Below are 26,113 nucleotides of genomic sequence, written 5' to 3'. Positions count from 1 at the left end.
ATGACAAGCGTGCTCTCACGCGCGGCGTCCGTCCTCGGCGCCGCGCTCGTCGCCGGAGTCCTCGCCGCCGGCAGCGCCAGCGCCAGCCCCAGCCTCCTGCAGCGGTTCTCCGTGCCCTCCGGGGACACCTGCACGTACGGCTACACCGAGGGAACGCTCGAGTGGCGGTCCGCCACGCCCACCAGCGCGGTGCGGGTGACCGGGGTCGTCGCCGACCGGCCGATCCCGAACGACCCGGGCAGCGTCTGCCGCGAGGACGGCCGGTACACCATCGCCACCTACGTCGCCTACGCCGGCGACCGGCGGGTGGACGAGGAGGCTCGGCGGGTGGACAACGGGATGGCCCGGGTCGACCTCGTCCTGGACGCGGGCACCCTCCCGGTGGGCATCGACAAGGTCGTCATCCAGGTCTGCCGGACAGCGCCGCTCAGCCCCGACCCCGCCCCGGTCTGTGGACGCGCCCACACCTTCACGCCGTCGGTGATCAGCCCGACCGCCTGACGGGCGGCGATCCCCCGCGGGCCGGCCGGGAGCGTCCGACCGGCCCGCGGGGGCCGCGCCTGCCGTTCCCGGACGGCGGCGTCAGGGGACGATCCGTTGTCCCCGCTCCGGGCCGGTCCGGTGTCGAACGAGGCAGCGGGCCGTCTCGGCGGTGGCGACGGCGTCGCTGCGGGCGCTGCCGTGCCGGCCGTCGCTGCTGTAGATCGACGGGTCGGCGGTGAGCGGATGGTCGGTCAGCGGCACGTGCGCCGTGCCCAGCCGTTCGGCGAGCCGGCCGGTGCGGGCCGACAGCAACCGCATCCGTTCCCGCAGGCCGGGACGGACCCGCTCGGGCACGGCCGGGCTGTGCGACACGTCGAACATGCCGACGGTGATCACCAGCGCCCCGGCCGCCTGCAACGCGGTGACGATGGCGGTCAGCTCGACGTCCACCGCGTCCGGGTCGTACGCCGGGCGGAACGCGTCGTTGCCGCCGCAGACCACCAGCGCCAGGTCGGGGCGGAACGCCAGGGCCGGCGCGAGCTGCCCGGCGCGCACCTCGTGCGCCCGCAGCCCGCGCCGGCCGAGGTTGAGGTACGCCAGGTCGGGCGCGACGGCGCGCAGCTCGGCGGCGATCCGGTCGGCCCACTGGAGCCGGCTGTATCCGTCGACCGGCTCGCACAGCCCCTCGGCCACGCTGTCGCCGAGCGCCACGAACCGCCGCCACGGATGCCCGGCGAGCAGGGCCGCGCTCTCCCCCTCCCGCAGACAGTACGGATCGGTGTCCTCGGTGAGCGTCGTCGCCGGCATGATCGGCACCGTAGCCGAGCTGCGGGCCGCTGACCAGATGTCGACGTGTCGGACCGGACGGTCGGTGGTTATCGTCTCCCGGACCGCATCGGACCGGCCGGTGCCGTGGGACAGGGGGAACATGTGGAGACCATCGCTCTGCGTACGCGGCTCAAGGCGGGCCGGGAGGCCGAGTACGACCAGGTCCACGCGGTGATCCCAGCCGAGCTGGACGCCGCGCTGCGCGCGGCCGGGGTACGCGCCTGGCGGATCTGGCGGGACGGTCAGGACCTGTTCCACCTGGTGGAGGTCGTGGACTACCAGGCGATGCTGCGGGCTCTCGAGAAGCACCCGGCCGATGTGGCCTGGCAGGCCAGGATGGCGGAGCTGCTGGAGACTCCCGACGACGGCTCCGGGAACGCCAGGGTCCTCCCGATGGTGTGGGAGCTGCCCTGACCGGACGCCCGCGCGCCGTCCGGAGCGGCTCCGGACCCGATCGTCCGTAGGCGGGGGTCGGCGCGTCAGGGTGGGGCTGGTCAGAGGATCCGGGTGACCTGCTCGGCGGCGGCCAGGGCGGCCTGCCGGTCCGGGTCGCAGTTGGCGCAGAGCACCACGGACGCCCCGACCGCCAGCGGGGCGAGCAGCCACTTCACCGGCTCGTCGTGGACGGCGGCGTCGACCAGGATCCGGTCGCCGGGGCGCAGGCCCATGGCGTCGGCGACGCCCCGGGCGACCTGGCCCCACTGGGCGTAGCTGGTGCCGTCCACGCTGGCCGCGGCGGTGGGTCGGACCAGGGCGGCCGGATCGGGGCCGGCGGGGTGCCGGTCGAGCTCGGCGAGGAAGTCCAGGTAGCCGGGCGGCGCGTCCGGCGTCGGCGCGCCGACCGGGCCCAGTCCGAGGACGTACCGGTGCGTCGCCTCGGGCGGGTTGTCCAGCCAGTCGTCGATGCGGGGCCGGTGCACGAAGCTGGCGTCCAGCGGCCCGTCCGCGCCCGGCCCGAGCGCCGGCAGCCCGGCGGTGGCCCGGCCGCGGAACGACACCGCGACCCCGGCCGCCCAGCAGCCGAGCAGCACGGCGGCGGTCTGCCAGTGCGGTGGCAGCAGCACGGCCGCCCGACTGCCCGGCCCCAGCCCGCACCCGTCGCGCAGCAACCGGGCCGTACGGGCGGACCACCGGCCCAGCTCCACCGCCGTCAGGGCGGCGTGCTCCCCGTTGGCGTCGTCGTGGTACGTCAGCAGCGCGGGCTCCGAGCTCAGCGCGGGCTCCGTGCTCAGCGGATCGGCTGCGGCGACGGTGGTGGGCGTGATCATCCGGTCTCCAGCTCGGCGGCGAACCTCTCCACCCTATCGGCCGTCCCCGTGGGGGGTCGGGTGAGCCCGGCGCGGACCGGGCGGGGGATCTGACGGACACCGCTCTGCGGCCGGACCCGTGCGCCGGCTACACCCGCCCGTGACGATCTGCGGCGACGCTTCGCCCCCGCCGGGGCGGAGCCGTGCCACCAGGCTGGGCGGCCGACGGCGGCAGGTCGGGCCGGGCGCGCGCCGACCGTCCCGTGCCGACCAGCGGCACGGCGGTCACGACCAGACAGGCGAACGCCAGGAGCAGCAGGGCCGGGGTCAGCCCGAACAGGGCCACACCCCAACCGGCGAGCAGCGCGCCGGCCGGCAGTCCGGCGAAGCCGACCGCCCCGGCGATGCCGATGACCCGGGTCTGCAACGCCTGCGGTACCCGTTCGTACAGCGCCACGCCGAGCAGCGGGTTGATCGCGCCGACCCCGATCGCGGACACGAAGGTCACCGCCGTCACGGTGCCCAGGTCGTCGGTCGCGGCCAGGGCGAAGAGCCGGGGCGTGCCGCACAACGCCGCGCCGGCCACGAAGGTGGCGAACGGGGGCAGTCGGGAACCGAGCCAGGTGAAGACCAGACTGCCCAGCAGCGCCCCGCCGCCGAACGCGCCGAGCACCAGGCTGAGCCCGGCGGGGGAGCGCAGCACCTGGTCGACCCAGAGCGGGACGAACACCGCGATGCTGGCGTTGGTCACCAGGTTCAACGCGAACACCACCACCAGCATGTCGCGCAGCAACCGGTCGGCGCGCACGTACCGGAAGCCGCCGCGCAACGCCGTCCAGTAGCCCTCCCGGGCGTCGGTGGGATCGCCGTCGGCCGGCGCGACGGTGGGCAGCGCGACGAACAGTCCGACCAGCAGGGCGCAGCCGGCGAAGCTGACCGCGTCGATGAGCAGCGCCGTGGTGACGCCGAACCAGAGGATCAGCAGCCCGCCGAGGCTCGCCCCGAGCAGCGTGACCACCCGGTTGAGTCCCTCGTAGACCGAGGTGAGCCGGATCAGGCGTACCCCGGCGGCCTCGGCGGCCGGACGCATCATCGCGTGCTTGACCCGGTCGCCGATGCCGCGCAGCCCGCCGACCACCGCGACCAGGACGACCAGCGCGGGCAGGCCCAGCCAGGGGGCCAACGCCACCGCGAGCATCCCGGCGGCGCTGCCCACGTCGGCCACCACCGAGGTCCGCCGCAACCCGACCCGGTCGGCCAGCGGCGCGGCCAGCGCGCTGCTCAACAGGTACGGAATCGTCTCCGCCGCCGCGACCAGTCCCATCATGGCCGGGCTGCCGGTGGTCTCCAGCACCAGCCAGGGGATCGCCACGATCGACACGCGGCTGCCCAGCGTGGAGACGATGTCGGCGGCGACCAGGGTGGCCAGCCGCGCCCTCGGCGTCACCGGATGACGCCGATCGCCTGCCGTGTGGCGGTGTGCCGGGCGCGCAGGGCGGGCTTGTCCACCTTGTGGGAGCGGTTGACCGGCAACCTGTCGACGAACTCGACCTGCTGCGGCGCCCACAGCTCACCCAGCTCCCGGGTCACCAGGTCGACCAGCTCCGCCCCGGTGACCGTCGCGCCGGGGACGGGCGTCACGTACGCGTACGGGGTCTCCGCTCCGTCGTCGCCGGGCGCCCCGATCACCGCGGCGGCGGCGACCTGCGGGTGCCCGGCCAGCACGTCCTCGATCGGGCGGCTGTGGATGGGCCAGCTCCGCCGCCCGGTGAGGATCCGGTCGGCCAGCCGGTCGACGAGGTAGAGGTAGCCGTCGCCGTCGACGTGTCCGAGGTCGCGGGTGCGGACCCAACCGTCGACCAGGGTGTCGGCGGTCAGCTCCGGCTGCCCGAAGTAGCCGACGAAGCTGAGCCTCGTACGGACCCACACCTCGCCGTCCACGCCCGCCGGCAGCGGCCGTCCGTCGGGGTCGCGGACCTCCAGCTCGACGTCGCCGTACGGGCGGCCGCAGGAGCGCAGCCGCTGCGGGCGCGTCGGGTCCTCGGTCAACTGCGGCAACGCGGTGACGACGACGGCCTCGCTGAGCCCGTACACGATCCGCAGCACCGGGCCGAACCGGGCGATGGCCTGCCGGAGCCGGGCCGGCGCGGCCGGACCGCCGCCGACGTTGAACATGAACATGTCGGTGAAGTCCGCGCCGTCCAGCGCCGGGTGGTCGAGCACCTCGTAGAGCATCGGCGGGGTGAGGAAGGTGGAGTTGATCCGTTCCCGGTCGACGGTGGCGACGAAGCGGGCCGGGTCCCAGTCGTCGGCCAGGAACAGTACCCCGCCGGTGAACAGGTTGACGAGCGTGGTCACCTGTCCGCTGGCGATCCACATGGGGGAGTGCGACAGGTGCCGCAGCAGGGGGGCGCCGCTGTCCCGGAGCGCCCCGGCGATGGCGAGGACCTGCCGGTAGAAGCTCTCCCGGTGGTGCACCAGCTTGGGCGTGCCGGTGCTGCCGCTGGTCTGCAGGAAGGACTCCGGCGCCGGCCCGATTCCGGCCGGGTCGACGGCGGCATCGGCGTCGGCGGGCGCGGTCAGGTCGGGCACGTCGTCGTCGGGGACGGTCAGGTCCGGGCCGGGTCCGGGGCCGAGGCAGCACACCAGCACGCCGGGCAGCGCGGCGACCAGGTCGGGGCCGAGGCCGTCCGGGCGGCGGGCGTCGTAGACGACGGCGTCCGGACGGGCCAGCCGGACGAACTCGTCGATCTCCCGGCGGGAGGTGACCGGCGCGACCCACATCGACCGGCAGCCGAGCAGGTGCAGGGCGAGTTGCAGCAGGGGCGCCTCGACCACGTTGCCCGCCACCACCAGCACCGCCGCGCCGGGGCGGACGCCGTGCCGACGCAACCGGCGGGCCAACGCCCGGATCTCGGCGGCGACCTCCCGGTAGGAGAGCCGCCGGTCGCCGCCGACCAGCGCCTCCCGGTCGCCGTACCCGGCGAACAGCGCCAGCGCGTCGTGCACGTACGTCGTCGGGCGCGCGGATCCGTCGGACATGCGGCAGCTCCCATCGGGTTCGGGGCGCCCCGCCGGCGGCTGCCGTCCGGACAGGACGCGCCCGGCCGGAGCGGGAGTCGTGGCTGCGGCGGGACGGCGTCGAGGTGCGGTCGACGGCCGCGCCGCCGCCCGTCGAGCCTAGGTGGACGGTGCCGCGGCGGGCCAGAGCCGATCGTCGCGGGGCGTCGGCCGTGGGGTAGTTGATCATGTCGATCCGGTTGATTGACGCCTGTGGGGCACGGGGCTAGGTTTCTGGACCATCGTCCAGGCGCTGCCGTCGTCGAACGGCCCTGGGCTGCCGATAATGGAGGTTCAATGTCGACCCCGAAACGATGGCAGGTCGTGGCTGCGGCCGCGGCGCTGCTGGTCACCGGCACACCGGCCGTGGTGGCCAGCGCCGGCCCGTCCACCGACGCCGCCGACCGCAACGACCGGGCGCGCGAGGTGTGGGCGGGCACCTGGGCCGCCGCGGTCACCCGGGGCAACTCGGTCGGGCTGACCAACACCGGTCTCAACAACCAGAGCGTACGGATGGTCGTGCACACCACCGTCGGCGGCGACCGGCTGCGCGTACGACTCAGCAACGTCTACGGTGAGCAGGCCGTCCAGCTCGGCCGGGCCACCGTCGCCAGGCCGAACACCGCCACCCCCGATGACCTGTCCGACGTGGACACCTCGACGGTGCGCGAGCTGACCTTCGGCGGGGCCGCCACGACCACCATGCACAAGGGTGGCGAGCTGCTGAGCGACCCGGTCGCCCTGCCGGTCGGCGAGCAGCAGGACCTGGTGGTGACGCTGTACTTCCCGACCCTCACCGGGCCGGTCACGTTCCACGGCCAGTCCCGGCAGACCACCTACATCGGCGCGACCGACCTCACCGGGGCCGCCGACGGCGCGGGCTTCTCGATCCGCCCGGACTGCTGCTGGTTCTTCCTCTCCGGCGTCGACGTCGAGCGGCGGATGAGCCCGGGGTCGGTGGTGGTGCTCAGCGACTCGATCGGTGACGGCAACAAGACCACCGTCAACGCGAACAAGCGCTGGCCGGACTTCCTCGCCGACCGGTTCATCGACACCCGCGCCGAGGTCCGCACCCCGGGCGTGCTCAACGCCAGCCTGGCCGGCAACCGGCTCAACCACGAGGGCACCGAGCCCGGCGCGGGCGGCTTCCCCGGCTACCACGAGCTGGGGCCGAACGCCCTGGCCCGGCTCAACGAGGACGTCTTCGCCCAGACCGGGGTGAAGACCGTCGTGACCCACCTCGGCATCAACGACATCTGGATGTCCGGTGACTCCGCCGAGAGCATCATCGCCAGCCTGCGGCAGATCAACCAGCAGGTCCGCCAGCGCGGCCTGACCAGCCTGGTCGGCACGCTCACCCCGTACGAGGGGCACGGCGAGCCGGGCGTCTGGACGCCGGAGAAGGAGGCCACCCGGCAGGCGGTCAACGCGTACCTGCGCGGCAGCGCCGAGTTCGACGGCGTGATCGACTTCGACCGGGCGCTGCGGGACCCGGCGCGGCCGAGCCGGCTGCTGGCCACGTACGACTCGGGCGACCACATCCACCCGAACGACCTGGGCAACCAGGCGATGGCGGCGGCGATCCCGCTGCGTCTGCTCGGGCTGTAGCGCAACCGGCGGAAGCGGCGGGGGTCGGACACCCCCGCCGCTTCCGGCCGTCGTACCTGGGGAGGAAACTGCACACGTGGACGTCGCATCGATCCTCACCGGCCTCTACAGCGAGGCCGGTCGGCAGGATCCCTACCCGTACTACGCCGCCCTGCACGCGCTCGGGCCGGTCGCCGCCGTCCCGCGGCGGGGCGAGCACCGGGCGGTGTCGGCCGTCGCGGTCGGCTACGACGTGGTCGCCGGGGTGCTGCGTGACCCGGGCTTCTACAAGCAGGCGCCGCCGCGCTGGCAGGAACACGAGGTGACCCGCACCTTCCAGACCTCGATGATGTTCGTCAACCCGCCGGAGCACACCCGGATGCGGCAGGTCTTCGCGAAGGCGTTCACCCCGCGCCGGTTGGGGGCGCTGGAGCCGGTGGTGGCCCGGGTCGTGGACGCCTGCCTGGAGCGGATGGCCGAGCACGGCGCCGGCGGCGTCGAGGTCGACTTCGTCGCCGACTTCGCCCACCCGGTGCCGGCCCTGGTGATGGCGGAGTTCGTCGGCATTCCCGCGACCGACCTGACCTGGTACCGGGAGCGGGTGGACCGGCTCGACGACTTCCTCGACGTGGCCGGCAAGACCCCGCAACGGCTGGCCGCCGCCGACACCGCCGCCGCCGAGCTGCGCGGGTTCTACCGCGACCTGATCGCCGTACGTCGCCGCGCCCCCGGCGCGGACCTGATCAGCGCGTTGGTCGAGGCGCTGGACTCCGGTGGCGTCGAGCTCACCGAGGACGAGCTGATCAGCAACCTGGTCGTGCTGTTCAACGCCAGCTTCGTCACCACCGTCTACCTGCTCAGCAACGGGCTCCCGCTGCTGCTGGAGCACCCGGCGGTGGCCGCCGCGCTGCCCGGTGACGACGCCCTCGCGGCCGGAAGCGTCGACGAGATCCTGCGGTTGCGCAACCCGGTGCACTTCCTGGCCCGCGCCGCGCCGCACGACGTCGACCTGGCCGGCGTCCCGGTGGCCCGGGACGAGAACGTGCTGCTGCTGCTCGCCGGCGCGAACCGGGATCCGGTCCGGTTCCCCGACCCGGACCGGTTCGACCCGCGCCGCGCCGGTCCGCCGTCGCTGGCGTTCGGGATGGGTCTGCACTTCTGCCTGGGAGCGGCGGTCTCCCGGCTGGAGGGGCGACTCGCCCTGCCCCGGCTGCTGGCCCGCTTCCCCGGGTTGGCCGTCACCGCGCCGCCCGCCTACAGCGGCAGCCTGTTCCTGCGCGGCATCGACAAGCTCTTCGTCACCACCGGCGGTTAGGAGACCGACATGCCCCTCGACCCGCAGGTCGTGGCGTACCGTGCCCGTCGGGCGGCGGCCGGCACGCCGCAGCTCTACCAGCAGACCCTCGCCGAGGCCCGCGCCGCCGACCTGGCCGCGATCCGGGCCGGCGGCGGTGACGCCGAGCCGGTGCACGAGGTACGCGACACGCACGTGCCCGGCCCGGACGGCGACCTGCCGATCCGGATCCACCGGCCGGCCGGGGCGGGCCCGCTGCCCACCCTGGTCTACTTCTTCGGTGGCGGCTGGACCCTCGGCAGCGTCGACACCGCCGACGGGATCTGTCGTCGACTCGCCAACGCGGTGCCCTGCCAGGTGATCACCGTGGGCTACCGGCTCGCCCCGGAGCACCGGTTCCCCGCCGCCGTGCTGGACTGCCACGCCGCGACCACCTGGATCGCCGCGCACGCCGCCGAGCTGGGCGTCGACCCCCGGCGGCTGGCCGTGGGCGGGGACAGCGCCGGCGGCAACCTGGCCGCGGCGGTCACCCTGCTCGCCCGCCGGGACGGCGCTCCGGAGCTGGCCGGCCAGCTCCTGGTCTACCCGAACACCGTCCACCGGGGCGAGACGGAGTCGATGCGCGCCGCCGACGACCCGTACCTGTTCAACCGGACCTCCGTCGAGTGGTACTGGGGGCACTACCTGGCCGACCCGGCCGACGGGCGGAACCCGCTCGCCTCGCCGCTGCTCGCCGACGACCTCGGCGGCCTGCCCCCGGCTCTGGTGATCACCGCCGAGTACGACCCGCTGCGCGACGAGGGGGAGCGGTACGCCGAACGTCTCCGGGACGCCGGGGTGCCGACCGAGCTGTCCCGCTACCCCGGCATGGTCCACGGGTTCTTCGCCATGTCGGGTGTCCTCGACGGTGGACGGCGGGCCGTCGACCAGGCGGCCGGGTGGCTGCGCGGTCGGCTGCTCACCTCGGAGGCCGGCGCGACGTACGCCGCCGGGGCCGGCCGGCCGGTCGGCGCGAGGCGGGCCGATGGCTGAGTCGCCGGCCTCCGCGGTGCCCGCCGGGTCCGCGGTGTCCGCCGGGTCCGCGGTGTCCGCCGGGCCCGCGGTGCCCGCCGGGCGGTCGGTCGGTGGGCCGGTGGTCTGCCTGGCCGACTTCGCCGACCGGGCGCGGGCCGCGTTGCCCGCCCCGGTGTGGGACTTCGTCTCCGGCGGCAGCGGCGCGGAGACCACCCTCGCGGCGAACCGGGCCGCCCTGGACGAGGTGACGGTGCTGCCCCGGGTGCTGCGCGGGGTGGGCGCGCCGAGGCTGGACACGGCGCTGGTGGGCCGGCCGTCGGCGTTGCCGGTGGCGGTCGCGCCGATGGCGTACCAGAAACTGCTGCACCCGGACGGCGAGCTGGCCCTGGCCGGGGCGGCCCGCGCCGCGGGCGTGCCGTACGTGGCGAGCACCCTGGGCAGCTGTCCGATCGAGGAGGTGGCCGGGACCGGCGCTGAGGTCTGGTTCCAGCTTTACTGGCTGCGGGACCGGGCCCTGGTCGTCGACCTGCTGGCCCGCGCCGAGGAGGCCGGTTGCGCGGCGCTGATGGTCACCGTGGACGTGCCGGTGCTCGGTCGGCGGCTGCGGGACGTGCGCAACGCGTTCTCGTTGCCCGCCGACGTGGTCGCCGCGAACCTGCCGGGTGGCCGCGACGACCTGGCCCACCGGGGGACACCGGGGGTGTCGGCGGTGGCCGCGCACACCGGGGCGGTCTTCGCCCCGGCGCTGACCTGGCCGGACCTGGAGTGGCTGCGCGCGGAGACCCGGCTGCCGTTGCTGGTCAAGGGCATCCTCGACCCCCGGGACGCCACCCTCGCGGCGTCCGTCGGCGCGGACGCGGTGGTCGTCTCCAACCACGGCGGCCGGCAGCTCGACGGCGCTCCGGCCAGCGTGACCATGCTCCCCGAGGTGGTCGCGGCGGTGGCCGACCGCTGCGAGGTGCTGCTGGACAGCGGGGTCCGCGGCGGGGTCGACGTGCTGCGTGCCCTGGCGCTGGGGGCGACCGGGGCGCTGGTCGGGCGTCCGCTGCTGTGGGCGCTGGCGGTGGCCGGGCGGGCCGGGGCCGAGCAGGCGCTGGCGCTGCTCGCCACGGAGCTGCGTGACGCGTTGACGTTGGCCGGCTGCGCCGACCCGACCGAGGCCCGGCAGCTCCGGGCCCGCGTCGGGGGGCCCGGGTGAGCGACCCGGTGGACCTCGACGTGAGTGACCTGCATCCGGCCGTCGACGACCCCGCGCTGCGGTCGATGAACTTCCTCAACGAGATCGCCCAGCACTACCCGGACGCGATCAGCCTGGCCGCCGGCCGGCCGTGCGAGGAGTTCTTCGACGACGACGCGCCGGGCCGCTGGCTGGACCGGTTCCGCCGGCACCTGGCCGAGGACCTCGGTCAGGACGCCACGCAGGCGCGGCGCACCCTGTTCCAGTACGGCCGGACCAAGGGCATCCTGCACGAGCTGGTGGCCCGCAACCTGGCCCTGGACGAGCAGATCAGCGTCGACCCGGATGCGGTGGTGGTGACGGTCGGCTGCCAGGAGGCGATGTTCCTGGTGCTCCGGGCGCTGCGGGCCGGCCCCCGGGACGTGCTGCTCGCCGTCTCGCCCACGTACGTCGGGCTGACCGGCGCGGCGCGGCTGCTGGACTTCCCGGTGCGTCCGGTGGCCGGCGGTCCGGCCGGCCTGGACCTGGCCGACCTGCGCGCGCAGCTCGACCGGGCGCGGGCCGCCGGGGAGCGGCCCCGGGCGTGCTACGTGATGCCGGACTTCGCGAACCCGTCCGGGGTCAGCCTCTCGCTCGCCGACCGCCGTCGGCTGTTGGACCTGGCCGACGCGGAGGACCTGCTGCTCGTCGAGGACAACCCGTACGGGCTGTTCCCCGCCGACGACGCCGGGCGGCGGCTGCCCACGCTGAAGGCGTTGGACACCCGGCGGCGGGTGGTCTACCTGGGCTCGTTCGCCAAGACGGTGCTGCCCGGCGCGCGGGTCGGGTACGTGCTGGCCGACCAGCGGGTCCGGGGCTCGGACGGCGCGGTCGGGTTCCTCGCCGACGAGCTGGCCAAGATCAAGAGCATGGTCACGGTCAACACCTCGCCGATCGCCCAGGCGGTGATCGGCGGGCGGCTGCTGGAGCACGGGTGCAGCCTGGTCGGGGCGAACGTACGGGAACGGGCGGTCTACGCGGGAAACCTGCGCCGGCTGGTCGCCGGTCTGGCCGCGCGTTTCCCGCCGCCGTCGCCGGTGGGCTGGAACGTGCCGCGCGGCGGTTTCTTCGTGGTGGTGACCGTCCCGTTCCCGGTCGACGACGCGCTGCTGACCAGGTCGGCCCGCGAGTTCGGGGTGCTCTGGACGCCGATGGCGCACTTCTACGACGACACCGCGGCGGCGCCCGCGCTACGGCTGTCGGTGAGCGCGGTCACCCCCGGGCAGATCGACGAGGGCCTGGACCGGCTGGCCGCGCTGCTCACCGACGAGCTGCGTCGGCGGGCGGCCCCGGCGGCGTGAGGGCGGCGCTCCGGCGTCACGGGCGCGACACGGGCCGGCCAGGACGGCACGCTCCGCTGTGGACGACGATAATGTCCGCATGGTCGCCTGGGAGTACGCACTGCTGGTCCGCCGCTACCAAGGGCAGGGACGCAGCTTCGAGGTCACGTTCATCTGGTACGGACCGGACGGCTCGCGCCGGGACGTCACCCCCTACGGCGACACCGCCGTCGCCCACCTGAACCGGGTCGGCCGGGAGGGTTGGGAGCTGGTCACCGCCGCCGAGGACGTCAACAACGTCCAGGGCAGCACCGAGGTACACCGGTACCACCTCAAGCGGCCGATCACCATCTGAGTCGCCCGGGGCGCGGTCGGCGGGCGTCCACCCGCCGACCCGCCCCGGCGACGACAGCTCAGCCGAGGTCGACGGTGGGGTAGAGCGGGAAGCCGGCGAGCAGGTCGCTGGCCTGCTTGGCGACCCGATCGGCCAGCGCCGGGTCGAGGACGTACTTCGCCTTGGAGGCGGTGCCGTCGGCGTTGGACCCCGGCCGGGTCTGGCTCAGCACGGTGTGGATCAGCTCGGCGGTCTCGTCCATCTGGGTGACGCCCAGCCCCCGGGTGGTCAGGGCCGGCGTGCCGATCCGGATGCCGGAGGTGTACCACGCGCCGTTCGGGTCCTGGGGCACCGCGTTGCGGTTGGTGACGATGCCCGAGTCCAGCAGGGCCTGCTCGGCCTGGCGGCCGGTCAGGCCGTAGCCGGTGACGTCGATGAGCACCAGGTGGTTGTCGGTGCCGCCGGTGACCAGGGTCGCGCCCCGGCGCAGCAGCCCCTCGGCGAGCGCCTGGGCGTTGGCGACGATCCGGGACGCGTAGTCGGCGAAGTCGGGCCGGCGGGCCTCGGCCAACGCCACCGCCTTGGCCGCCATCACGTGCGGCAGCGGGCCGCCGAGCACCATCGGGCAGCCCCGGTCCACCTGCTCGGCCAGCTCCGGCCCGCAGAGCACCAGGCCGCCGCGCGGGCCGCGCAGCGACTTGTGGGTGGTGGTGGTGACGATGTGCGCGTGCGGCACCGGGTCGAAGTCGCCGGTGAACACCCTGCCGGCGACCAGGCCGGCGAAGTGCGCCATGTCCACCATGAAGGTGGCCCCGACCGAGTCGGCGATCTCCCGCATGATCCGGAAGTTGACCTTCCGGGGGTACGCGGAGTAGCCGGCGACCAGGATCAGCGGCCGGAACTCGCGGGCCGCCTCGGCGACCTTGTCGTAGTCGACCAGGCCGGTGGCCGGGTCGGTGCCGTAGCTGCGCTGGTCGAACATCTTGCCGGAGATGTTCGGCCGGAAGCCGTGGGTGAGGTGCCCGCCGGCGTCCAGCGACATGCCGAGCATCCGCTGGTCGCCCAGCTCGCGGCGGAGGGTGAACCAGTCCGCCTCGGTCAGGTCGTTGACGTGCCGGGCCTGCGCCCTCTTCAGCGCCGGGGCCTCCACCCGGTCGGCCAGGATCGCCCAGAAGGCGACCAGGTTCGCGTCGATGCCCGAGTGCGGCTGCGCGTACGCGTGCGCGGCCCCGAACAGCTCCCGGGCGTGCTCGGCGGCGAGCGCCTCGACGGTGTCGACGTTCTGGCAGCCGGCGTAGAAGCGCCGACCCACGGTGCCCTCGGCGTACTTGTCGCTGAACCAGTTGCCCATCGCCAGCAGGGTGGCCGGGGAGGCGTAGTTCTCGCTGGCGATCAGCTTGAGGGACTCCCGCTGGTCGGCCAGCTCGGCGCCGATGGCGTCGGCCACCCGGGGCTCCACGGCGCGGATCACCTCCAGCGCGCTGCGGAAGGCGGTGGACTCGGCGCTCGACGACGGCATGCGACCTCCATCAGATGTGCGGAAGGCCCAGGCGCTCGGCGTGCGTCATCGTGACGGGACCGCTTCCCGATGGTGCTCCATCCCCACGCGCCAGTCACGGCCCGGCTCCGATCCTACCGGGTCCTTCCGGCGGCCTCCGGCCTGCCCGCCCGGACCTGCCCGCGGGCGGGTGGCGGGGCGGACGGTTGGACCGGCGCGTACCGGGCACAGCAGGGGAGGGCCCGGCAGCGACGCCGGAGCCCGTGGACGGAGAGGGGCGACCATGAGCACACCCACCACCGACCGGCCGTTGGCCGTGGTGACCGGCGCGTCCAGCGGAATCGGGTACGAGCTGGCCGGCCAGTTCGTCGCACACGGGTACGACGTGGTGGCCGCCGCCGAGGACGACGGCATCCGGACGGCCGCGGACTCCCTGCACCGCGACGGCGGTCCGCAGGTGCGCCCGGTCCAGGTCGACCTGACCACCCCGGACGGGGTCGAGGAGCTCTGCGCCGCGGTGGCCGACACCGGCCGTGCGGTCGACGCGTTGGCGCTCAACGCCGGCCGGGGCGCCGGCGGGGAGTTCGTCGGCGGCACCGACCTGCGGGACGAGTTGGCCGTGGTCGACCTCAACGTGCGCTCGACGGTGCACCTGGCCAAGCGACTGCTGCCGGGGATGGTGGAACGTGGCGCCGGGCGGGTGCTGTTCACCTCCTCGATCGCCGCGACCATGCCCGGCCCGTTCCAGGCGGTCTACAACGCCTCGAAGTCGTTCACCCAGTCGTTCGCCGAGGCGCTGCGCAACGAGCTGAAGGACACCGGCGTCACGGTGACCGCGCTGATGCCGGGCCCGACCGACACCGAGTTCTTCGACCGTGCGGAGATGAACGACACGAAGGTGGGCGCGGGGAAGAAGGACGACCCGCGTACGGTCGCCGAGCAGGGTTTCGCGGCGATGATGAAGGGCGAGCAGGCCGAGGCCGCCGGTTCCCTGAAGAACAAGGCGCAGGTGGCCGCGAGCCGGCTGATCCCGGACCGGCTCAAGGCCGAGCAGCACCGCCGGATGGCCGAGCCGGGCTCCGCGGAGTGAACCGGTCGCCGCCGGCCGGCGTGACCGGCCGGCGGCGACACGGGGGAGCCGGGGCGGGCCCCGATCCGTAAGATCGGTGCCATGGTGGGGGAGGCCGGCAGCGGCGGCAGACTGCTCGCGATCAGCGACCTGCACGTCGGCTACGCCGAGAACCGTAAGGTCGTCGACGGGCTGCGCCCGGAGTCGCCGGAGGATTGGCTGCTCGTCGCCGGGGACGTCGGCGAGACGGTGGCGCACATCGAGCGCACCCTGGGGACGCTGGCGCAGCGGTTCGCCCGGGTGGTGTGGGTGCCCGGCAACCACGAGTTGTGGACGCCGCCGACCGACGAGGTGACGCTGCGCGGCGAGGAGCGCTACCGGCACGTGGTGGACGTGTGCCGCCGGCTGGGCGTGGTGACCCCGGAGGACCCGTACGAGGTGTGGCGTGGGCCGGGCGGGCCGGTCCGGGTCGTGCCGCTGTTCCTCGGTTACGACTACACCTTCCTGCCCGACGGCATGGACCAGGCGGCGGCGCTGGCCGAGGCGTACCGGCAGGGGATCGTCTGCACCGACGAGCACATGCTGCACCCGGATCCGCATCCCAGCCGCGAGGCGTGGTGCGCGACCCGGCTGACGCAGACCCGGGCCCGCCTGGACGCCCTCGACGACACCCCGACCGTCCTGGTCAACCACTATCCGCTGGTCCGCGAGCCGACCCGGATCCTGCGTTACCCGATCTTCGCCCAGTGGTGCGGGACGACCGCCACCGCCGACTGGCACCTGCGTTACCGGGCCGTGGTGATGGTCTACGGCCATCTGCACGTGCCCCGCACCACGTTCCACGACGGGGTGCGGTTCGAGGAGGTGTCGGTGGGTTACCCGCGGGAGTGGACGCGCCGGACGTACCCGCCGCGGCTGCGGCAGATCCTGCCGACGCCCGAGGGGGACCTACCGGAGTGGCCGTCGACGCAGCCACCCCGGTAGGCCGGGCTCAGGCGGTCATCGCGTCGAGCGCCTTCTTCAGCGCCTTCGGCGCGGTCGGGGTGCGCGGGGCGTCCGGGCGCAGGGCGATCATCTTCTCACCGATCTCCTGCAACTGGTTGCGGCCGAGCGCCTCCCGGACCTTCGGGAACCACTCCTGCTCCTCCTCCTCGACGTGGTGCGTGACGTTCTCGATCAGCACGGTGACCTTGGCGACGAAGCGTTCGTCGGAGGCGTCCATGGTGGCCAGCTCGGCGCAGAGGACGTCAGCGACGTGGTGTTCCTCGTACGACTCCAGGATGTCGTCCTCCAGGTCCGGCAGGAGCTTGCGGACCTCCGGGTACATCACCTCGTTCTCCAGGTAGGTGTGCACGGTGAGGGCCTCCAGGATCTGGTTCACGAGCTGCTGCCGCCGGCCGGGCGGACCGTCCTGCGCGCCCTGGAACTCCCGGAACAGGCGGCGCATCTCCTTGTGGTCCTCTTTGAGCAGCACGATGGCATCGGTGGACACCGGCGACCTCCTTGGTTGAGCTGGTGCCCGCCCTGCTACCCGGGTCCCTGACCGGGCAAACCGGTATCACCCGGACAGGTGACGGTCGCGCCGGGTGACCGCGGCGGGCCGTCAGACGGTGGCGAGGGTCTGCGGGATCTCGTCGAGCAGCTCCCGCGCCAGGAAACCGATCCGGCCGTACCGGGGCACCAGCCGCTGACCGCTGACCGCGTGGGTGAACGCCGCCCAGCAGGCCGCCTGGGTCGGCTCGGCGCCCCGGGAGAGCAGCCCGGCCAGCAGCCCGGCCCGCACGTCGCCGCTGCCGGAGGTGCCCAGCCCGGCGTCCCCGCTCTCCTCCCGCCAGCGTCGGCCGTCCGGGGCGGCGATGTGCCCGTAGAGCGAGACCACCGCGTGGTACCGCTCGGCCAGCTCGCCGGCCTCCGCGTCCAGGTCGTCGCCGGGCTCCCGGCCGAGCAGGTGCCGGGCCTCGGTGAGGTTCGGCGTCAGCACCGCCGGCCGTCCCGCGTCGACCAGCAGGCCCGGCTCGTGGCTGAGCGCGCCCAGCGCGTACGCGTCGAGCACCAGCGACGTCCGTGTGCCCGCCGCGTCGAGCACCTGGCGCAGCAGGGTCGTGGTCTCGTCGATGTCGTGCAGGCCGGGGCCGATGGCGACCACGTCGGCCGTGGCGACCAGCTCGTCCAGTCGTGCCGAGTGTCGCCCGGCCACCGCGCCGTCGACGGTCTCCGGCAGCCCCACCACCAGCGCTTCGGGCACCTGGATGCTCAACGCGGCGGCCGTCGACTCGGCGGTGGCCAGTTGCAGCACCCCGGCCCCGGCCCGCAGCGCCGCCACCCCGGCCAGCAGCACCGCGCCCGGCGTCACCCGGGACCCGCCCACCACCAGCACCGTGCCCCGGCTCTCCTTGCCGCCCGACGGCACGGGCAGCGGCCAGTCCCGCAGCAGCCCAGGCGTGATCACCTTCGGCTCAGACCGGTTCGGCATGGACCTCGTCCTCCGTGGTCGGTCGGGCGCCCTGCTGCCGCAGGTGGCCGATGTCGTTGAACACCACCGGCGTCAGCCGGCCGGCGGCGTCGGCCCGCCAGCCGGTGACCGAGCAGTTGGCGATGGCGTGCCGACGGGTCAACGCCATCAGCTCCGCTTCGGTGAGCCCCTCCACCAGGTACCGGAGCAGGAACACCAGCGCGTCGTGGCCGACCAGCAGCACCCGCCGGCCGGCGTGGTCGCGGCGCAGGTCACCCAGGAGCGCGCGGAGCCGCAGCACGACGTCAGTCCAGGACTCGCCGCCCGGGGGGCGGTAGTAGAACTTGCCCAGCCGGTCCCGGCGAAGCGCCTCCTCCGGGTGCCGCCGACGCGCCCCGTGGCTGGTCAGCCCGTCGAGGACGCCCAGCTCGCGGTCCCGCAGCCGCTCGTCGCGGCTGGCCGGGACGGCGGCGTCGGCCAGGATCAGCTCGGCGGTCCGCACCGTCCGCAGGTACGGCGACACGACCGCGACGTCCGGGCGGTCCGCCTCGGGCAGCCCGGCCAACCACCGTCCGGTGGCCCGGGCCTGCTCCTCGCCGGTGGCCGACAGCGGCACGTCCGCGTCCCGGTGGGTCAGCTCGATCGACTCCGCGCCGGACGCCTCGGCCGCGGTCGCCGCCACGTTGGCCGTGCTCTCGCCGTGTCGCACGATCCACAACGCCGCCAGTTCCGCCATGCGCCCACCCGTACCCGGCGACCCGGCGCGGATAACCCTTCCGGCGACGGCGGCGCGTAGTCGGACCTCGGGCGGGTAAGCGCGCGGAGGAACCGACGAGGGGAGGCCCGCCGTGGCGACCATGGTCAGGGAACCGGTGAGCCCGGTCAAGGACAAGGACTACGACCTGATCCACACGCTTCAGCTCTCGCTGGAGCACATCTGGCGGATGGAGACGTACATCGCCGACGCCGAGGATCGGGGCGACCAGGAGCTCGCCACCTGGTTCCGGAAGATCCAGGAGAACAATCGCAAGGCCGGCGAACAGGGCAGGAAGCTGCTCAAGGAGCGGTTGCAGCGCGAGAGCCGGTGACCGCCCGGCCGGTGGCGGGCCGGAGCGTCCGCCACCGGCCGACGGCCGGGCCCGGCCTCTGCGTGGTCAGGCCCACGGCTGCCGGGCGCCGTCGAACTCCTCGAAGACCAGCCAGGTGCGGGTGGACAGCACCCCCGCGATGCTCTGCACCTGGCCGAGCACCACGTCCCGCAGCGCCGCGTTGTCCGGCGCGCGGACCAGGGCGAGCACGTCGTGGTCGCCGCCGAGCAGCGCCGCGTGTTCGATGTAGCGCACCCGGGCCAGTTGCGCCGACACCTCCCGCCAGGTGTTCTGTTCGATCGTCAACGCCACGTACGCCGAGGTGCCCAGCCCGGCCTGCGCCGGGGCGACCTGGGCGCGGAAACCGGTGATCACGCCGTCGCGCAGCAGCCGCTCCACCCGGGCGTACGCGTTGGTGCGTGACACGTGCACCCGCTCGGCCAGGGTTCGCATCGACATCCGGCCGTCCCGTACCAGCTCAGCGACGATCTGGCGGTCCACCTCGTCGAGTGGGCGTGCCGTTCGTCCCGCCTCGGCGGGCAAGTCGGCTGCCGGTCGGTCCTCTTGGCTCACCCCACCGCCTCCTGGCTGCCGTTCGTCCCGCATTTTTGGTTGATCTTGAGTCAACCATCCGCACGGTCGAGCATAGGGCCACCACTCGTCCCAGGAGGTTCCGCCGTGACGACCACACCTCAGGCGGTCCGCCGGGCGCCGTCTCCCACCCGTCGGACGGCCACCCCGTCCGACCCGGCGCGCGAACTGCTGCCCAGCGCGGAGCCGGTCCGCATGCTCGACCCGACCGGCACGCCGCTGCCCACCGACCTGCCCGAGCCGCCCGTCGAGACGCTACGCGAGATGCACCGCCGGATGGTCGTCGGCCGCCGGTTCGACGCCCAGGCCACCGCCCTCACCAAACAGGGCAAACTGGCCGTCTATCCCTCCGCGCGCGGGCAGGAGGCCTGCCAGATCGGCGCGATCCTGGCCCTGCGCGACACCGACTGGCTGTTCCCCACCTACCGCGAGTCGATGGCGCTGGTCTGCCGGGGCATCGACCCCGTCGAGGTGCTCACCCTGCTGCGCGGCGACTGGCACTGCGGCTACGACCCGGTCGTGCGGCACACCGCGCCGCAGTGCACCCCGCTGGCCACCCAGTGCGTGCACGCCGCCGGGCTCGCCCACGGCGAGGCGTACCAGGGCCGCGACACCGTCGCGTTGGCCTTCGTCGGCGACGGCGCGACCAGCGAGGGCGACTTCCACGAGGGCGTCAACTTCGCCGCCGTGTTCAAGGCCCCCGTCGTCTTCTTCGTGCAGAACAACCGCTACGCGATCAGCGTCCCGCTGTCCCGGCAGACCGCCGCCCCGTCGCTGGCGTACAAGGGCGTCGGGTACGGCGTGCCGGCCGAGCAGGTCGACGGCAACGACCCGGTCGCGGTGCTGGCCGTGCTCACCCGCGCGGTCGCGCACGCCCGCGCCGGCCTCGGCCCGTACCTGGTGGAGGCGCACACCTACCGGATGGAGGCGCACACCAACGCCGACGACGCCACCCGCTACCGGGACCGCGCCGAGGTCGAGGCGTGGCGCGACCGCGACCCGGTGGCCCGGCTGGAGACCTACCTGCGGGCCCGGGGCGTGCTCGACGACGCCGCCGTCGCCGAGATCGACGCCGAGGCCGAGGCGTACGCCGCCGACCTGCGCGCCCGGATGCACGACCGGCCGGCCGTCGACCCGATGAGCCTGTTCGAGCACGTCTACGCCGAGCCGACGCCGCAACTGCGGGAACAACGCGAGCAGGTACGCGCCGAACTGGCCGCCGAGACCGAGCAGGACGGGGGACGCTGATGGCCACCACCACGATGGCGAAGGCGCTCAACGCGGCGCTCGCCGACGCCCTGGCCGACGACGACCGGGTGGTCGTCTTCGGTGAGGACGTCGGCCAGCTCGGCGGCGTCTTCCGGATCACCGACGGGCTGCTGGCCCGCTTCGGCGACCGACGGTGCTTCGACACCCCGCTCGCCGAGGCCGGCATCGTCGGCTTCGCGGTCGGCCTGGCCATGTCCGGGCTGCGCCCGGTGGTGGAGATGCAGTTCGACGCGTTCGCGTACCCGGCGTTCGAGCAGATCGCCTCGCACGTGGCGAAACTGCGCAACCGTACCCGGGGCGCGCTGAGCGTGCCCATGGTCATCCGGGTCCCGTACGCGGGCGGCATCGGCGGGGTCGAGCACCACTGCGACTCGTCCGAGGCGTACTACGCGCACACCCCCGGGCTCAAGGTGGTCACCCCGGCCACCGTGGACGACGGGTACGCCCTGCTGCGCGCGGCCATCGACGACCCGGATCCGGTGGTCTTCCTGGAGCCGAAGAAGCTCTACTTCTCCAGCGCCGAGGCGCGACTGCCGGCCCGGGGGGCGCCGATCGGCCGGGCCGTGGTGCGTCGCGCGGGCCGCGACGCCACCCTGGTCGCGTACGGGCCGGCGGTGCCGGTCGCCCTGGCGGCCGCCGAGGCCGCCCGGGAGGAGGGCTGGGACCTGGAAGTGGTGGACTGCCGCAGCATCGTCCCGTTCGACGACGAGACGGTCACCGCGTCGGTCCGCCGCACCGGTCGCTGCGTGGTCGTCCAGGAGGCCCAGGGCTTCGCCGGGGTCGGCGCGGAGATCGCCGCCCGGGTGCAGGAACGCTGCTTCCACGCCCTGCACGCCCCGGTGCTGCGGGTCACCGGCCTGGACATCCCCTACCCGGCGCCGATGCTGGAGCACGTGCACCTGCCGTCGGTGGACCGGGTGCTCGACACGGTGGCCCGGTTGCAGTGGGACGACCGGCCCGACGAGCGGTGGCTGCCCCGACTGGAAGGCAGCGCGGCATGACGACGGTGACCGGAGACCAGGTTTTCCTCCTGCCCGACCTGGGGGAGGGGCTCACCGAGGCGGAGATCGTGCAGTGGCGGGTCGCCGTCGGCGACGTGGTGACGGTGGACCAGATCGTCGTCGAGGTGGAGACGGCGAAGGCGGTCGTGGACGTGCCCTGCCCGTACGCCGGGCGGGTGGTCGCCCTGCACGGCGCGGTGGGCGAGGTCCGGCCGGTCGGCCGACCGCTGGTCACGGTGGCGTCGCTGGACGCCGCGACCCGCGACGCGGGGGCGGTGGCCGACGCGGGGGCGGTGGCCGACGCCGAGCCGTCCGGTCACGCCACCTACCGCGAGGAGGAACGCGCCGGCTCCGGCAACGTCCTCATCGGGTACGGCACCGGGCCCGGCGACACCGGCCGGCGGCGTCGGCGCGCCCGACCGACGGCCGCGTCGGCGTCCCCGACCCGGCCGGTCGCGCCGGAGCCTCCGATCCGGCCCGCCGGGCCGCCCTCGGCCGGGTCCGCCGGGCCGCCGTCCTCGGCCGGATCCGGGCCCGCGCCCCGGCCGTCCGGGTCGGCCGGCGGCGGGTCCCCGGTCATCTCGCCGATCGTCCGGCGGCTGGCCCGCGAGCACGGCCTCGACCCGACCACCCTGACCGGCACCGGCCCCGGCGGCGTGGTGCGGCGGTCCGACGTGGAGGCGGCCGTCGCCGCGGCCGACACGCCGACCGCCGCCCGGACGCCGCCCTCAGCCCTGACGCCGGCCTCCGGACCGGTCCCGTCCGGGCCACCCGCCGCCGAGGACGTGGTCATCCCGCTGACCGGGGTCCGGAAGGCGATCGCCGACAAACTCTCCCGCAGCCGGCGGGAGATCCCCGAGGTGACCATCTGGGTGGACGTGGACGCGACCGGGCTGACGCAGACCCGCGCCGCGATCAACGCCGCCCGCCCCGACCAGCCGGTCAGCCTGCTCGCCCTGCTGGCCCGGATCTGTCTGTCCGGTCTGCGGCGGTACCCGCAGCTCAACGCCCGGGTCGACGGGGAGGGGCAGCGGATCGTCCAGTCGGCCGGGGTGCACCTGGGCATCGCCGCGCAGACCGACCGGGGGCTGCTCGTCCCGGTGCTGCGCGACGCCCAGCGGCTCACCACCGCCGAGCTGGCCGTCGCGCTCGCGGAGACCACCGCGGCGGCCCGTACCGGCACGCTGCCCCCGGCCCGGCTCACCGGCGGCACCTTCACGCTGAACAACTACGGCGTGTTCGGCGTCGACGGCTCGACGCCGATCATCAACCATCCCGAGGCGGCGCTGCTCGGCGTCGGGCGGATCGTGGACAAGCCCTGGGTGGTCGACGGGCAGCTCGCCGTCCGCAAGGTGACCCAGCTCAGCCTGACCTTCGACCACCGGGTCTGCGACGGCGGGGTGGCCGGCGGGTTCCTGCGGCACGTCGCCGACTGCGTCGAACAGCCCGCCCTGCTCGTCGCCGCGGTCTGACCGGTCTCCCGCCCGCGGCGCGGGGGCCCTTCCCACGGAAGGCCCCCGCGTGCGGTCGGACGGGCCGGTCAGCTCGCGTTCGACGGCTCCAGGACCACCGTGGCGCTGCCGGTCTGCGGCGGCACCTGCGGGTCGTCCGGCGCGTCGGTGTACTCGGCGACGAACACCCCGGTCAGGTTGTCGGCCCCGGCGTGCCCGGAGTCCAGGAACGTGGTGATCGTGCCGGAGCAGCCCGACGTGGAGGAGAGCGGGTGCCCGTGCTCGTCGTGCCCGAGGACGTAGGTGACCGTCACCCGCCCGCAGTCCACCGGCAGGTCGTCGGTGACCGACACCTCGAACGAGACGGTCTGGCCGAACTCGAACGGCTGACCCTCGACCGGGGTCACGAACTCCACCACCGGTGCGCGCGGCCCGACCAGCAGCGGCAGCGTGGCCGACGCCGACCGTCCGGTGCGGTCGGTGACCTTCAGCGTCGGCTGGTACGACCCGTTGGCCTCGTACGTCCAGGACGGGTTCGGCTCGGTCGAGTCGACCTTCCCGTCGGCGTCGAAGTCCCACGCGTAGCGCAGCGCGTCGCCGTCCGGGTCCACCGTGCCCTCGCTGGAGAAGCTCACCGTCAGTGGGGCCTGCCCGACGGTCGGGGTACCGCTGATCTTCGGGATCGGGGTGCGGTTGCCCCGGACGAAGTCGATCCGGGCCAGTTGGGCCTCCGGGTTCTCGGCGAAGTACCCGTCGCCGTACTCGAGGACGTAGAGCGCGCCGTCCGGGCCGAACTCCATGTCCATCGGGTTGTCCGCGACCACGGACGCGGCCACCTGCCGGATGTCGGCCACGTCGCCCCGCCGGTCGAGACGGAACTCCTGGATGTAGTCACGGGTCCACTCGTAGAACAGCGGCGCGCCGTCGTAGTAGGCCGGCCACTTGACCCGGGAGTCACTACGCCTGTCGTAGTCGTAGGCGGGGCCCGCCATCGGGCCGATCCCGCCCGTGCCGAGTTGCGGGAACTGCTCGGAGACCCCGTAGCTGTAGACCACCTCGGGCTCGGCCACCGGCGGCAGCTCGCGCAGGCCGGTGTTGCGCGGTGAGTCGTTCACCGGGCGGCGGCAGTCGAACGGCTTGCCGGACGTGCCGGTGGCGAAGTCGTAGTCGACGTACGGCATGGTCGGCGTCACGCAGTACGGCCAGCCGTAGTTGGCGGGTTTGTCGATGCGCATCCACCGGCCGTGTCCGGCCGGCCCGCGTTGCGGGTTCGGGCTGTTCGCGTCCGGTAAGTAGTCGGCCAGGTAGACGTCGTCGGTGCGGCGGTCGACGGCGAACCGGAACGGGTTGCGCAGCCCCATCGCGTAGATCTCGGCCCGGGTGTCGCGGGCGCCGGGCCGGAACAGGTTGCCCTTCGGGACGGTGTACCCGCCGCCGTTCCTCGGCCGGATCCGCAGCAGCTTGCCCCGCAGGTCGTTGGTGTTGGCCGAGGCGCGTTGCGCGTCGTACGCCGGGTTCCGTTCCGGGCGTTCGTCGATCGGCACGTACCCGTCGGAGGAGAACGGGTTGCTGTCGTCGCCGGTGGACAGGTAGAGGTTGCCCTTGCCGTCGAAGTCGATCTGGCCGCCGACGTGGCAGCAGATGCCCCGGTCGGTGGGAACCTCGATGATCTTCTCTTCGGTCTTCAGGTCGAGCCGCGCGCCCGTCAGCTTGAAGCGGGACAGTCGCAGCACGCCCTGGAACCGTTTCCAGTCCGCCTCGGTGCCCTCCAGCGGCGCGTCACCCTCGTTGACGCCTGGCGTCGCCGGGTCGTCGACGGGAGTGTCCATCGGGGGCGAGTAGTACAGGTAGACCCACTTGTTGCGCCGGAAGTCCGGGTCGATCGCGATGCCCTGGAGGCCCTCCTCGTCGTGCTGGTACACCGGCACGTCGGCGGCGAGGGTGTTGAGGCCGGTACGCGGATCGTGGATGCGGATCTTCCCGTCGCGTGCGGTGTGCAGCACCCGCAGGTCGGGTAGGACGGCCAGGCTGATCGGCTCGCCGGGGAAGTCGTTGAGGGTGACCTTCTGGAAGCTGGTGTCCGGTGGTGGGGCCGACGGCGCGGCGGCCACGGTGGTCGGCACGCTGGCCAACCCCCCGGCGACCAGCGCGAACGTGCACAGCAGTGCGGTCTTTCGCATGGGGAACCCCGTCTGGCTAGGTGGGTCAGTAACGGAGCGCGTTGAGGTACGTGAAGCCGGCCCGGGCCGACTCCAGGGCGTCCGCCGGGGTACGGGGCGGCGTGCCGGCGTCGTCGCGTTCGACGATGTACTCCTCGATGCCGGCTTCCCGGGCCTGCGCGAAGATCCGTCCGAAGTCGATCAGGCCGTCGCCGAGGTCGGCGAAGTTGCCGTCGGCGTCGAGGTCCTTGACATGGACCTGGCGGATCCGGCCGCGGTGGGCGCGGAACAGGTCGACCGGGTCGTGCGCCCCGCGCCAGGTCCAGAACAGGTCCAGCTCGAAGTGGACGAGCTTCGGGTCGGTCCGTTCGGCCAGGATCCCGAACCCGGTCCCGCCGCCGGTCAGCGGCACGAACTCCAACTGGTGGTTGTGGTAACCGAACCGGATGCCGGCGCGGGCGGCCAGCTCGCCGGCCCGGTTCAGGTCGCGGGCGAGGTCCTGGTAGACCTTCGGGTCCCGGATGGGTTGTCCGTTCGCGTCCAGGCCGAACCACGGGTGGGCCAGGTACCGGCAGCCGACGACGGTGGCGTCGGCCAGGGTCCGCCGCCAGGCGTCGGCGTCGAACGGCTGGGGGATCGCGGCGTGTCCGGAGGTGGCGCGCAGTCCCGCCTCGTCCAGCGCGGCCCGGAACTCGGCGGCCGTGCGGCCGACGAACCCGGCGTGCTCGACCCGCCGGTAGCCGATCCGGCGCAGCGCGGCGAGGGTGCCCGGCAGGTCGGCGGCGAGCTGGTCACGCAGCGTGTAGAGCTGGATGCTGATCTGGTCCGGCGGCACCCGCCGGCGCCCCGGCCGGCCGGCCGGGGCTGTCGGGGCGGCGGTGGCCGGGGCGGCCAGCAGCCCGGCGGCGCCCAGCGCGCCGGCCGAGACGCCGGCCGCCCGCAGCAGGCCACGTCTGCTGACGGCTGTCGGGCCGTCGCCGACCTTGGGGGTGGAGTCCTGCTCCATGGAGTTCCTTCCCGCCGGACGAGGGGTCCGGCTGGCTCCGGGTCGATCCACGTGGTCGTCGGGCAGGGACGGCCGCCGTCCGGGATGGCCGGTCGGACGCCGGAGGCGCGGCTCGCGCGGGACGAACCGTCCCGCCCGTCGGGGCCCCGCAGGCGGCGAGGCAGGGCGACACAAGATCGACCAATG

The 26,113-nt window shown here is 74.2% G+C and carries 25 protein-coding genes and 1 riboswitch; of the genes, 14 read left to right on the top strand and 11 right to left on the bottom strand.

Annotated features, from left to right (window positions below; all coding sequences use genetic code 11):
- A complete protein-coding gene (locus tag O7606_RS05860; RefSeq protein WP_281598039.1) occupies positions 1 to 501 on the top strand; it encodes a hypothetical protein in 501 nt (166 codons plus the stop codon).
- Positions 502 to 582: 81 nt separating this feature from the next.
- On the opposite strand, the gene O7606_RS05855 is transcribed toward O7606_RS05860, so the two are convergent.
- On the bottom strand, positions 583 to 1,290 hold the full coding sequence (locus O7606_RS05855) for an SGNH/GDSL hydrolase family protein (RefSeq protein WP_281598038.1): 708 nt from the start codon (positions 1,288 to 1,290) through the stop codon (positions 583 to 585).
- A 123-nt stretch (positions 1,291 to 1,413) separates the two neighbouring features.
- Here O7606_RS05855 and O7606_RS05850 point away from each other — a divergent pair, with 123 nt between their 5' ends.
- Positions 1,414 to 1,725, top strand: coding sequence for an L-rhamnose mutarotase (locus tag O7606_RS05850; protein ID WP_281598037.1), 312 nt, complete (start codon positions 1,414 to 1,416; stop codon positions 1,723 to 1,725).
- An 80-nt stretch (positions 1,726 to 1,805) separates the two neighbouring features.
- Here the strand turns inward: O7606_RS05850 and O7606_RS05845 are convergent, their stop codons facing one another.
- From O7606_RS05845 to O7606_RS05835, 3 genes are all read right to left on the bottom strand, one after another.
- Complete coding sequence (locus O7606_RS05845; RefSeq protein ID WP_281598036.1) at positions 1,806 to 2,579, bottom strand: TIGR03089 family protein; 774 nt, start codon at positions 2,577 to 2,579, stop codon at positions 1,806 to 1,808.
- A gap of 127 nt (positions 2,580 to 2,706) precedes the next feature.
- A complete protein-coding gene (locus O7606_RS05840) occupies positions 2,707 to 4,005 on the bottom strand; it encodes an MFS transporter (protein WP_281598035.1) in 1,299 nt (432 codons plus the stop codon).
- Entirely contained in the window at positions 4,002 to 5,600 is a 1,599-nt protein-coding gene (locus O7606_RS05835; RefSeq protein WP_281598034.1) for an AMP-binding protein, read from the bottom strand. The genes O7606_RS05840 and O7606_RS05835 overlap by 4 nt, the downstream gene beginning before the upstream one ends.
- Positions 5,601 to 5,942: 342 nt before the next feature.
- On the opposite strand from O7606_RS05835, the gene O7606_RS05830 reads away from it, so the two are divergent.
- The 6 genes from O7606_RS05830 to O7606_RS05805 all read left to right on the top strand — a co-directional run bounded on the left by O7606_RS05830 (position 5,943) and on the right by O7606_RS05805 (position 12,364).
- On the top strand, positions 5,943 to 7,226 hold the full coding sequence (locus O7606_RS05830) for an SGNH/GDSL hydrolase family protein (protein ID WP_281599507.1): 1,284 nt from the start codon (positions 5,943 to 5,945) through the stop codon (positions 7,224 to 7,226).
- A gap of 76 nt (positions 7,227 to 7,302) precedes the next feature.
- The gene (locus tag O7606_RS05825; RefSeq protein ID WP_281598033.1) at positions 7,303 to 8,520 is read left to right on the top strand and encodes a cytochrome P450; all 1,218 of its coding nucleotides are present in this window, start codon (positions 7,303 to 7,305) and stop codon (positions 8,518 to 8,520) included.
- A gap of 9 nt (positions 8,521 to 8,529) precedes the next feature.
- Positions 8,530 to 9,531: an alpha/beta hydrolase gene (locus tag O7606_RS05820; RefSeq protein WP_281598032.1), complete on the top strand. Its 1,002-nt coding sequence runs from the start codon at positions 8,530 to 8,532 to the stop codon at positions 9,529 to 9,531.
- A complete protein-coding gene (locus O7606_RS05815) occupies positions 9,524 to 10,711 on the top strand; it encodes an alpha-hydroxy acid oxidase (protein WP_281598031.1) in 1,188 nt (395 codons plus the stop codon). Before O7606_RS05820 ends, O7606_RS05815 begins: the two co-directional genes overlap by 8 nt.
- The gene (locus O7606_RS05810) at positions 10,708 to 12,030 is read left to right on the top strand and encodes a PLP-dependent aminotransferase family protein (RefSeq protein WP_281598030.1); all 1,323 of its coding nucleotides are present in this window, start codon (positions 10,708 to 10,710) and stop codon (positions 12,028 to 12,030) included. Before O7606_RS05815 ends, O7606_RS05810 begins: the two co-directional genes overlap by 4 nt.
- Before the next feature lie 79 nt (positions 12,031 to 12,109).
- Entirely contained in the window at positions 12,110 to 12,364 is a 255-nt protein-coding gene (locus O7606_RS05805) for a hypothetical protein (protein WP_275029396.1), read from the top strand.
- Between the two features lie 58 nt (positions 12,365 to 12,422).
- Here the strand turns inward: O7606_RS05805 and O7606_RS05800 are convergent, their stop codons facing one another.
- On the bottom strand, positions 12,423 to 13,862 hold the full coding sequence (locus O7606_RS05800; RefSeq protein ID WP_281598029.1) for a glycine hydroxymethyltransferase: 1,440 nt from the start codon (positions 13,860 to 13,862) through the stop codon (positions 12,423 to 12,425).
- Between the two features lie 18 nt (positions 13,863 to 13,880).
- Positions 13,881 to 13,970, bottom strand: a riboswitch (ZMP/ZTP riboswitch).
- A gap of 154 nt (positions 13,971 to 14,124) precedes the next feature.
- Between O7606_RS05800 and O7606_RS05795 the strand changes: the two genes are divergently transcribed.
- Together O7606_RS05795 and O7606_RS05790 are read left to right on the top strand one after the other, a co-directional pair.
- Positions 14,125 to 14,931, top strand: coding sequence for an SDR family NAD(P)-dependent oxidoreductase (locus O7606_RS05795; protein ID WP_281598028.1), 807 nt, complete (start codon positions 14,125 to 14,127; stop codon positions 14,929 to 14,931).
- A gap of 81 nt (positions 14,932 to 15,012) precedes the next feature.
- Positions 15,013 to 15,894, top strand: a complete 882-nt coding sequence (locus O7606_RS05790) for a metallophosphoesterase (protein WP_281598027.1) — start codon at positions 15,013 to 15,015, stop codon at positions 15,892 to 15,894.
- 7 nt (positions 15,895 to 15,901) lie between these two features.
- Here the strand turns inward: O7606_RS05790 and O7606_RS05785 are convergent, their stop codons facing one another.
- The 3 genes from O7606_RS05785 to O7606_RS05775 form a co-directional block, all read right to left on the bottom strand.
- Positions 15,902 to 16,402, bottom strand: coding sequence for a hemerythrin domain-containing protein (locus O7606_RS05785; RefSeq protein WP_281598026.1), 501 nt, complete (start codon positions 16,400 to 16,402; stop codon positions 15,902 to 15,904).
- Positions 16,403 to 16,513: 111 nt separating this feature from the next.
- Complete coding sequence (locus O7606_RS05780; protein WP_281598025.1) at positions 16,514 to 17,383, bottom strand: NAD(P)H-hydrate dehydratase; 870 nt, start codon at positions 17,381 to 17,383, stop codon at positions 16,514 to 16,516.
- A complete protein-coding gene (locus tag O7606_RS05775) occupies positions 17,367 to 18,098 on the bottom strand; it encodes a histidine phosphatase family protein (protein ID WP_281598024.1) in 732 nt (243 codons plus the stop codon). The genes O7606_RS05780 and O7606_RS05775 overlap by 17 nt, the downstream gene beginning before the upstream one ends.
- Positions 18,099 to 18,219: 121 nt before the next feature.
- Here O7606_RS05775 and O7606_RS05770 point away from each other — a divergent pair, with 121 nt between their 5' ends.
- The gene (locus O7606_RS05770; protein WP_281599506.1) at positions 18,220 to 18,450 is read left to right on the top strand and encodes a hypothetical protein; all 231 of its coding nucleotides are present in this window, start codon (positions 18,220 to 18,222) and stop codon (positions 18,448 to 18,450) included.
- 66 nt (positions 18,451 to 18,516) lie between these two features.
- Here O7606_RS05770 and O7606_RS05765 read toward each other — a convergent pair whose 3' ends face one another.
- Entirely contained in the window at positions 18,517 to 18,951 is a 435-nt protein-coding gene (locus O7606_RS05765) for an Lrp/AsnC family transcriptional regulator (RefSeq protein ID WP_281598023.1), read from the bottom strand.
- A gap of 177 nt (positions 18,952 to 19,128) precedes the next feature.
- On the opposite strand from O7606_RS05765, the gene pdhA reads away from it, so the two are divergent.
- Genes pdhA through O7606_RS05750 form a run of 3 tightly spaced genes read left to right on the top strand, consistent with a single transcriptional unit; the run spans position 19,129 to position 22,783 of the window.
- The gene (gene pdhA, locus O7606_RS05760) at positions 19,129 to 20,289 is read left to right on the top strand and encodes a pyruvate dehydrogenase (acetyl-transferring) E1 component subunit alpha (RefSeq protein ID WP_281598022.1); all 1,161 of its coding nucleotides are present in this window, start codon (positions 19,129 to 19,131) and stop codon (positions 20,287 to 20,289) included.
- The gene (locus O7606_RS05755; RefSeq protein ID WP_281598021.1) at positions 20,289 to 21,311 is read left to right on the top strand and encodes a transketolase C-terminal domain-containing protein; all 1,023 of its coding nucleotides are present in this window, start codon (positions 20,289 to 20,291) and stop codon (positions 21,309 to 21,311) included. The genes pdhA and O7606_RS05755 overlap by 1 nt, the downstream gene beginning before the upstream one ends.
- A complete protein-coding gene (locus O7606_RS05750) occupies positions 21,308 to 22,783 on the top strand; it encodes a dihydrolipoamide acetyltransferase family protein (RefSeq protein WP_281598020.1) in 1,476 nt (491 codons plus the stop codon). The genes O7606_RS05755 and O7606_RS05750 overlap by 4 nt, the downstream gene beginning before the upstream one ends.
- A gap of 68 nt (positions 22,784 to 22,851) precedes the next feature.
- Here the strand turns inward: O7606_RS05750 and O7606_RS05745 are convergent, their stop codons facing one another.
- Both O7606_RS05745 and O7606_RS05740 read right to left on the bottom strand, forming a co-directional pair.
- A complete protein-coding gene (locus O7606_RS05745) occupies positions 22,852 to 24,942 on the bottom strand; it encodes a PQQ-dependent sugar dehydrogenase (RefSeq protein ID WP_281598019.1) in 2,091 nt (696 codons plus the stop codon).
- Positions 24,943 to 24,967: 25 nt separating this feature from the next.
- Positions 24,968 to 25,927: a sugar phosphate isomerase/epimerase gene (locus O7606_RS05740; RefSeq protein WP_281598018.1), complete on the bottom strand. Its 960-nt coding sequence runs from the start codon at positions 25,925 to 25,927 to the stop codon at positions 24,968 to 24,970.
- Positions 25,928 to 26,113 lie beyond the last annotated feature (186 nt).

Origin of the sequence: Micromonospora sp. WMMD882, assembly GCF_027497255.1 — a bacterium.
Classification (GTDB): domain Bacteria; phylum Actinomycetota; class Actinomycetes; order Mycobacteriales; family Micromonosporaceae; genus Micromonospora.
Note: the sequence above shows the minus strand (reverse complement) of the source record. Positions and strands in the feature narration are given on the sequence as shown.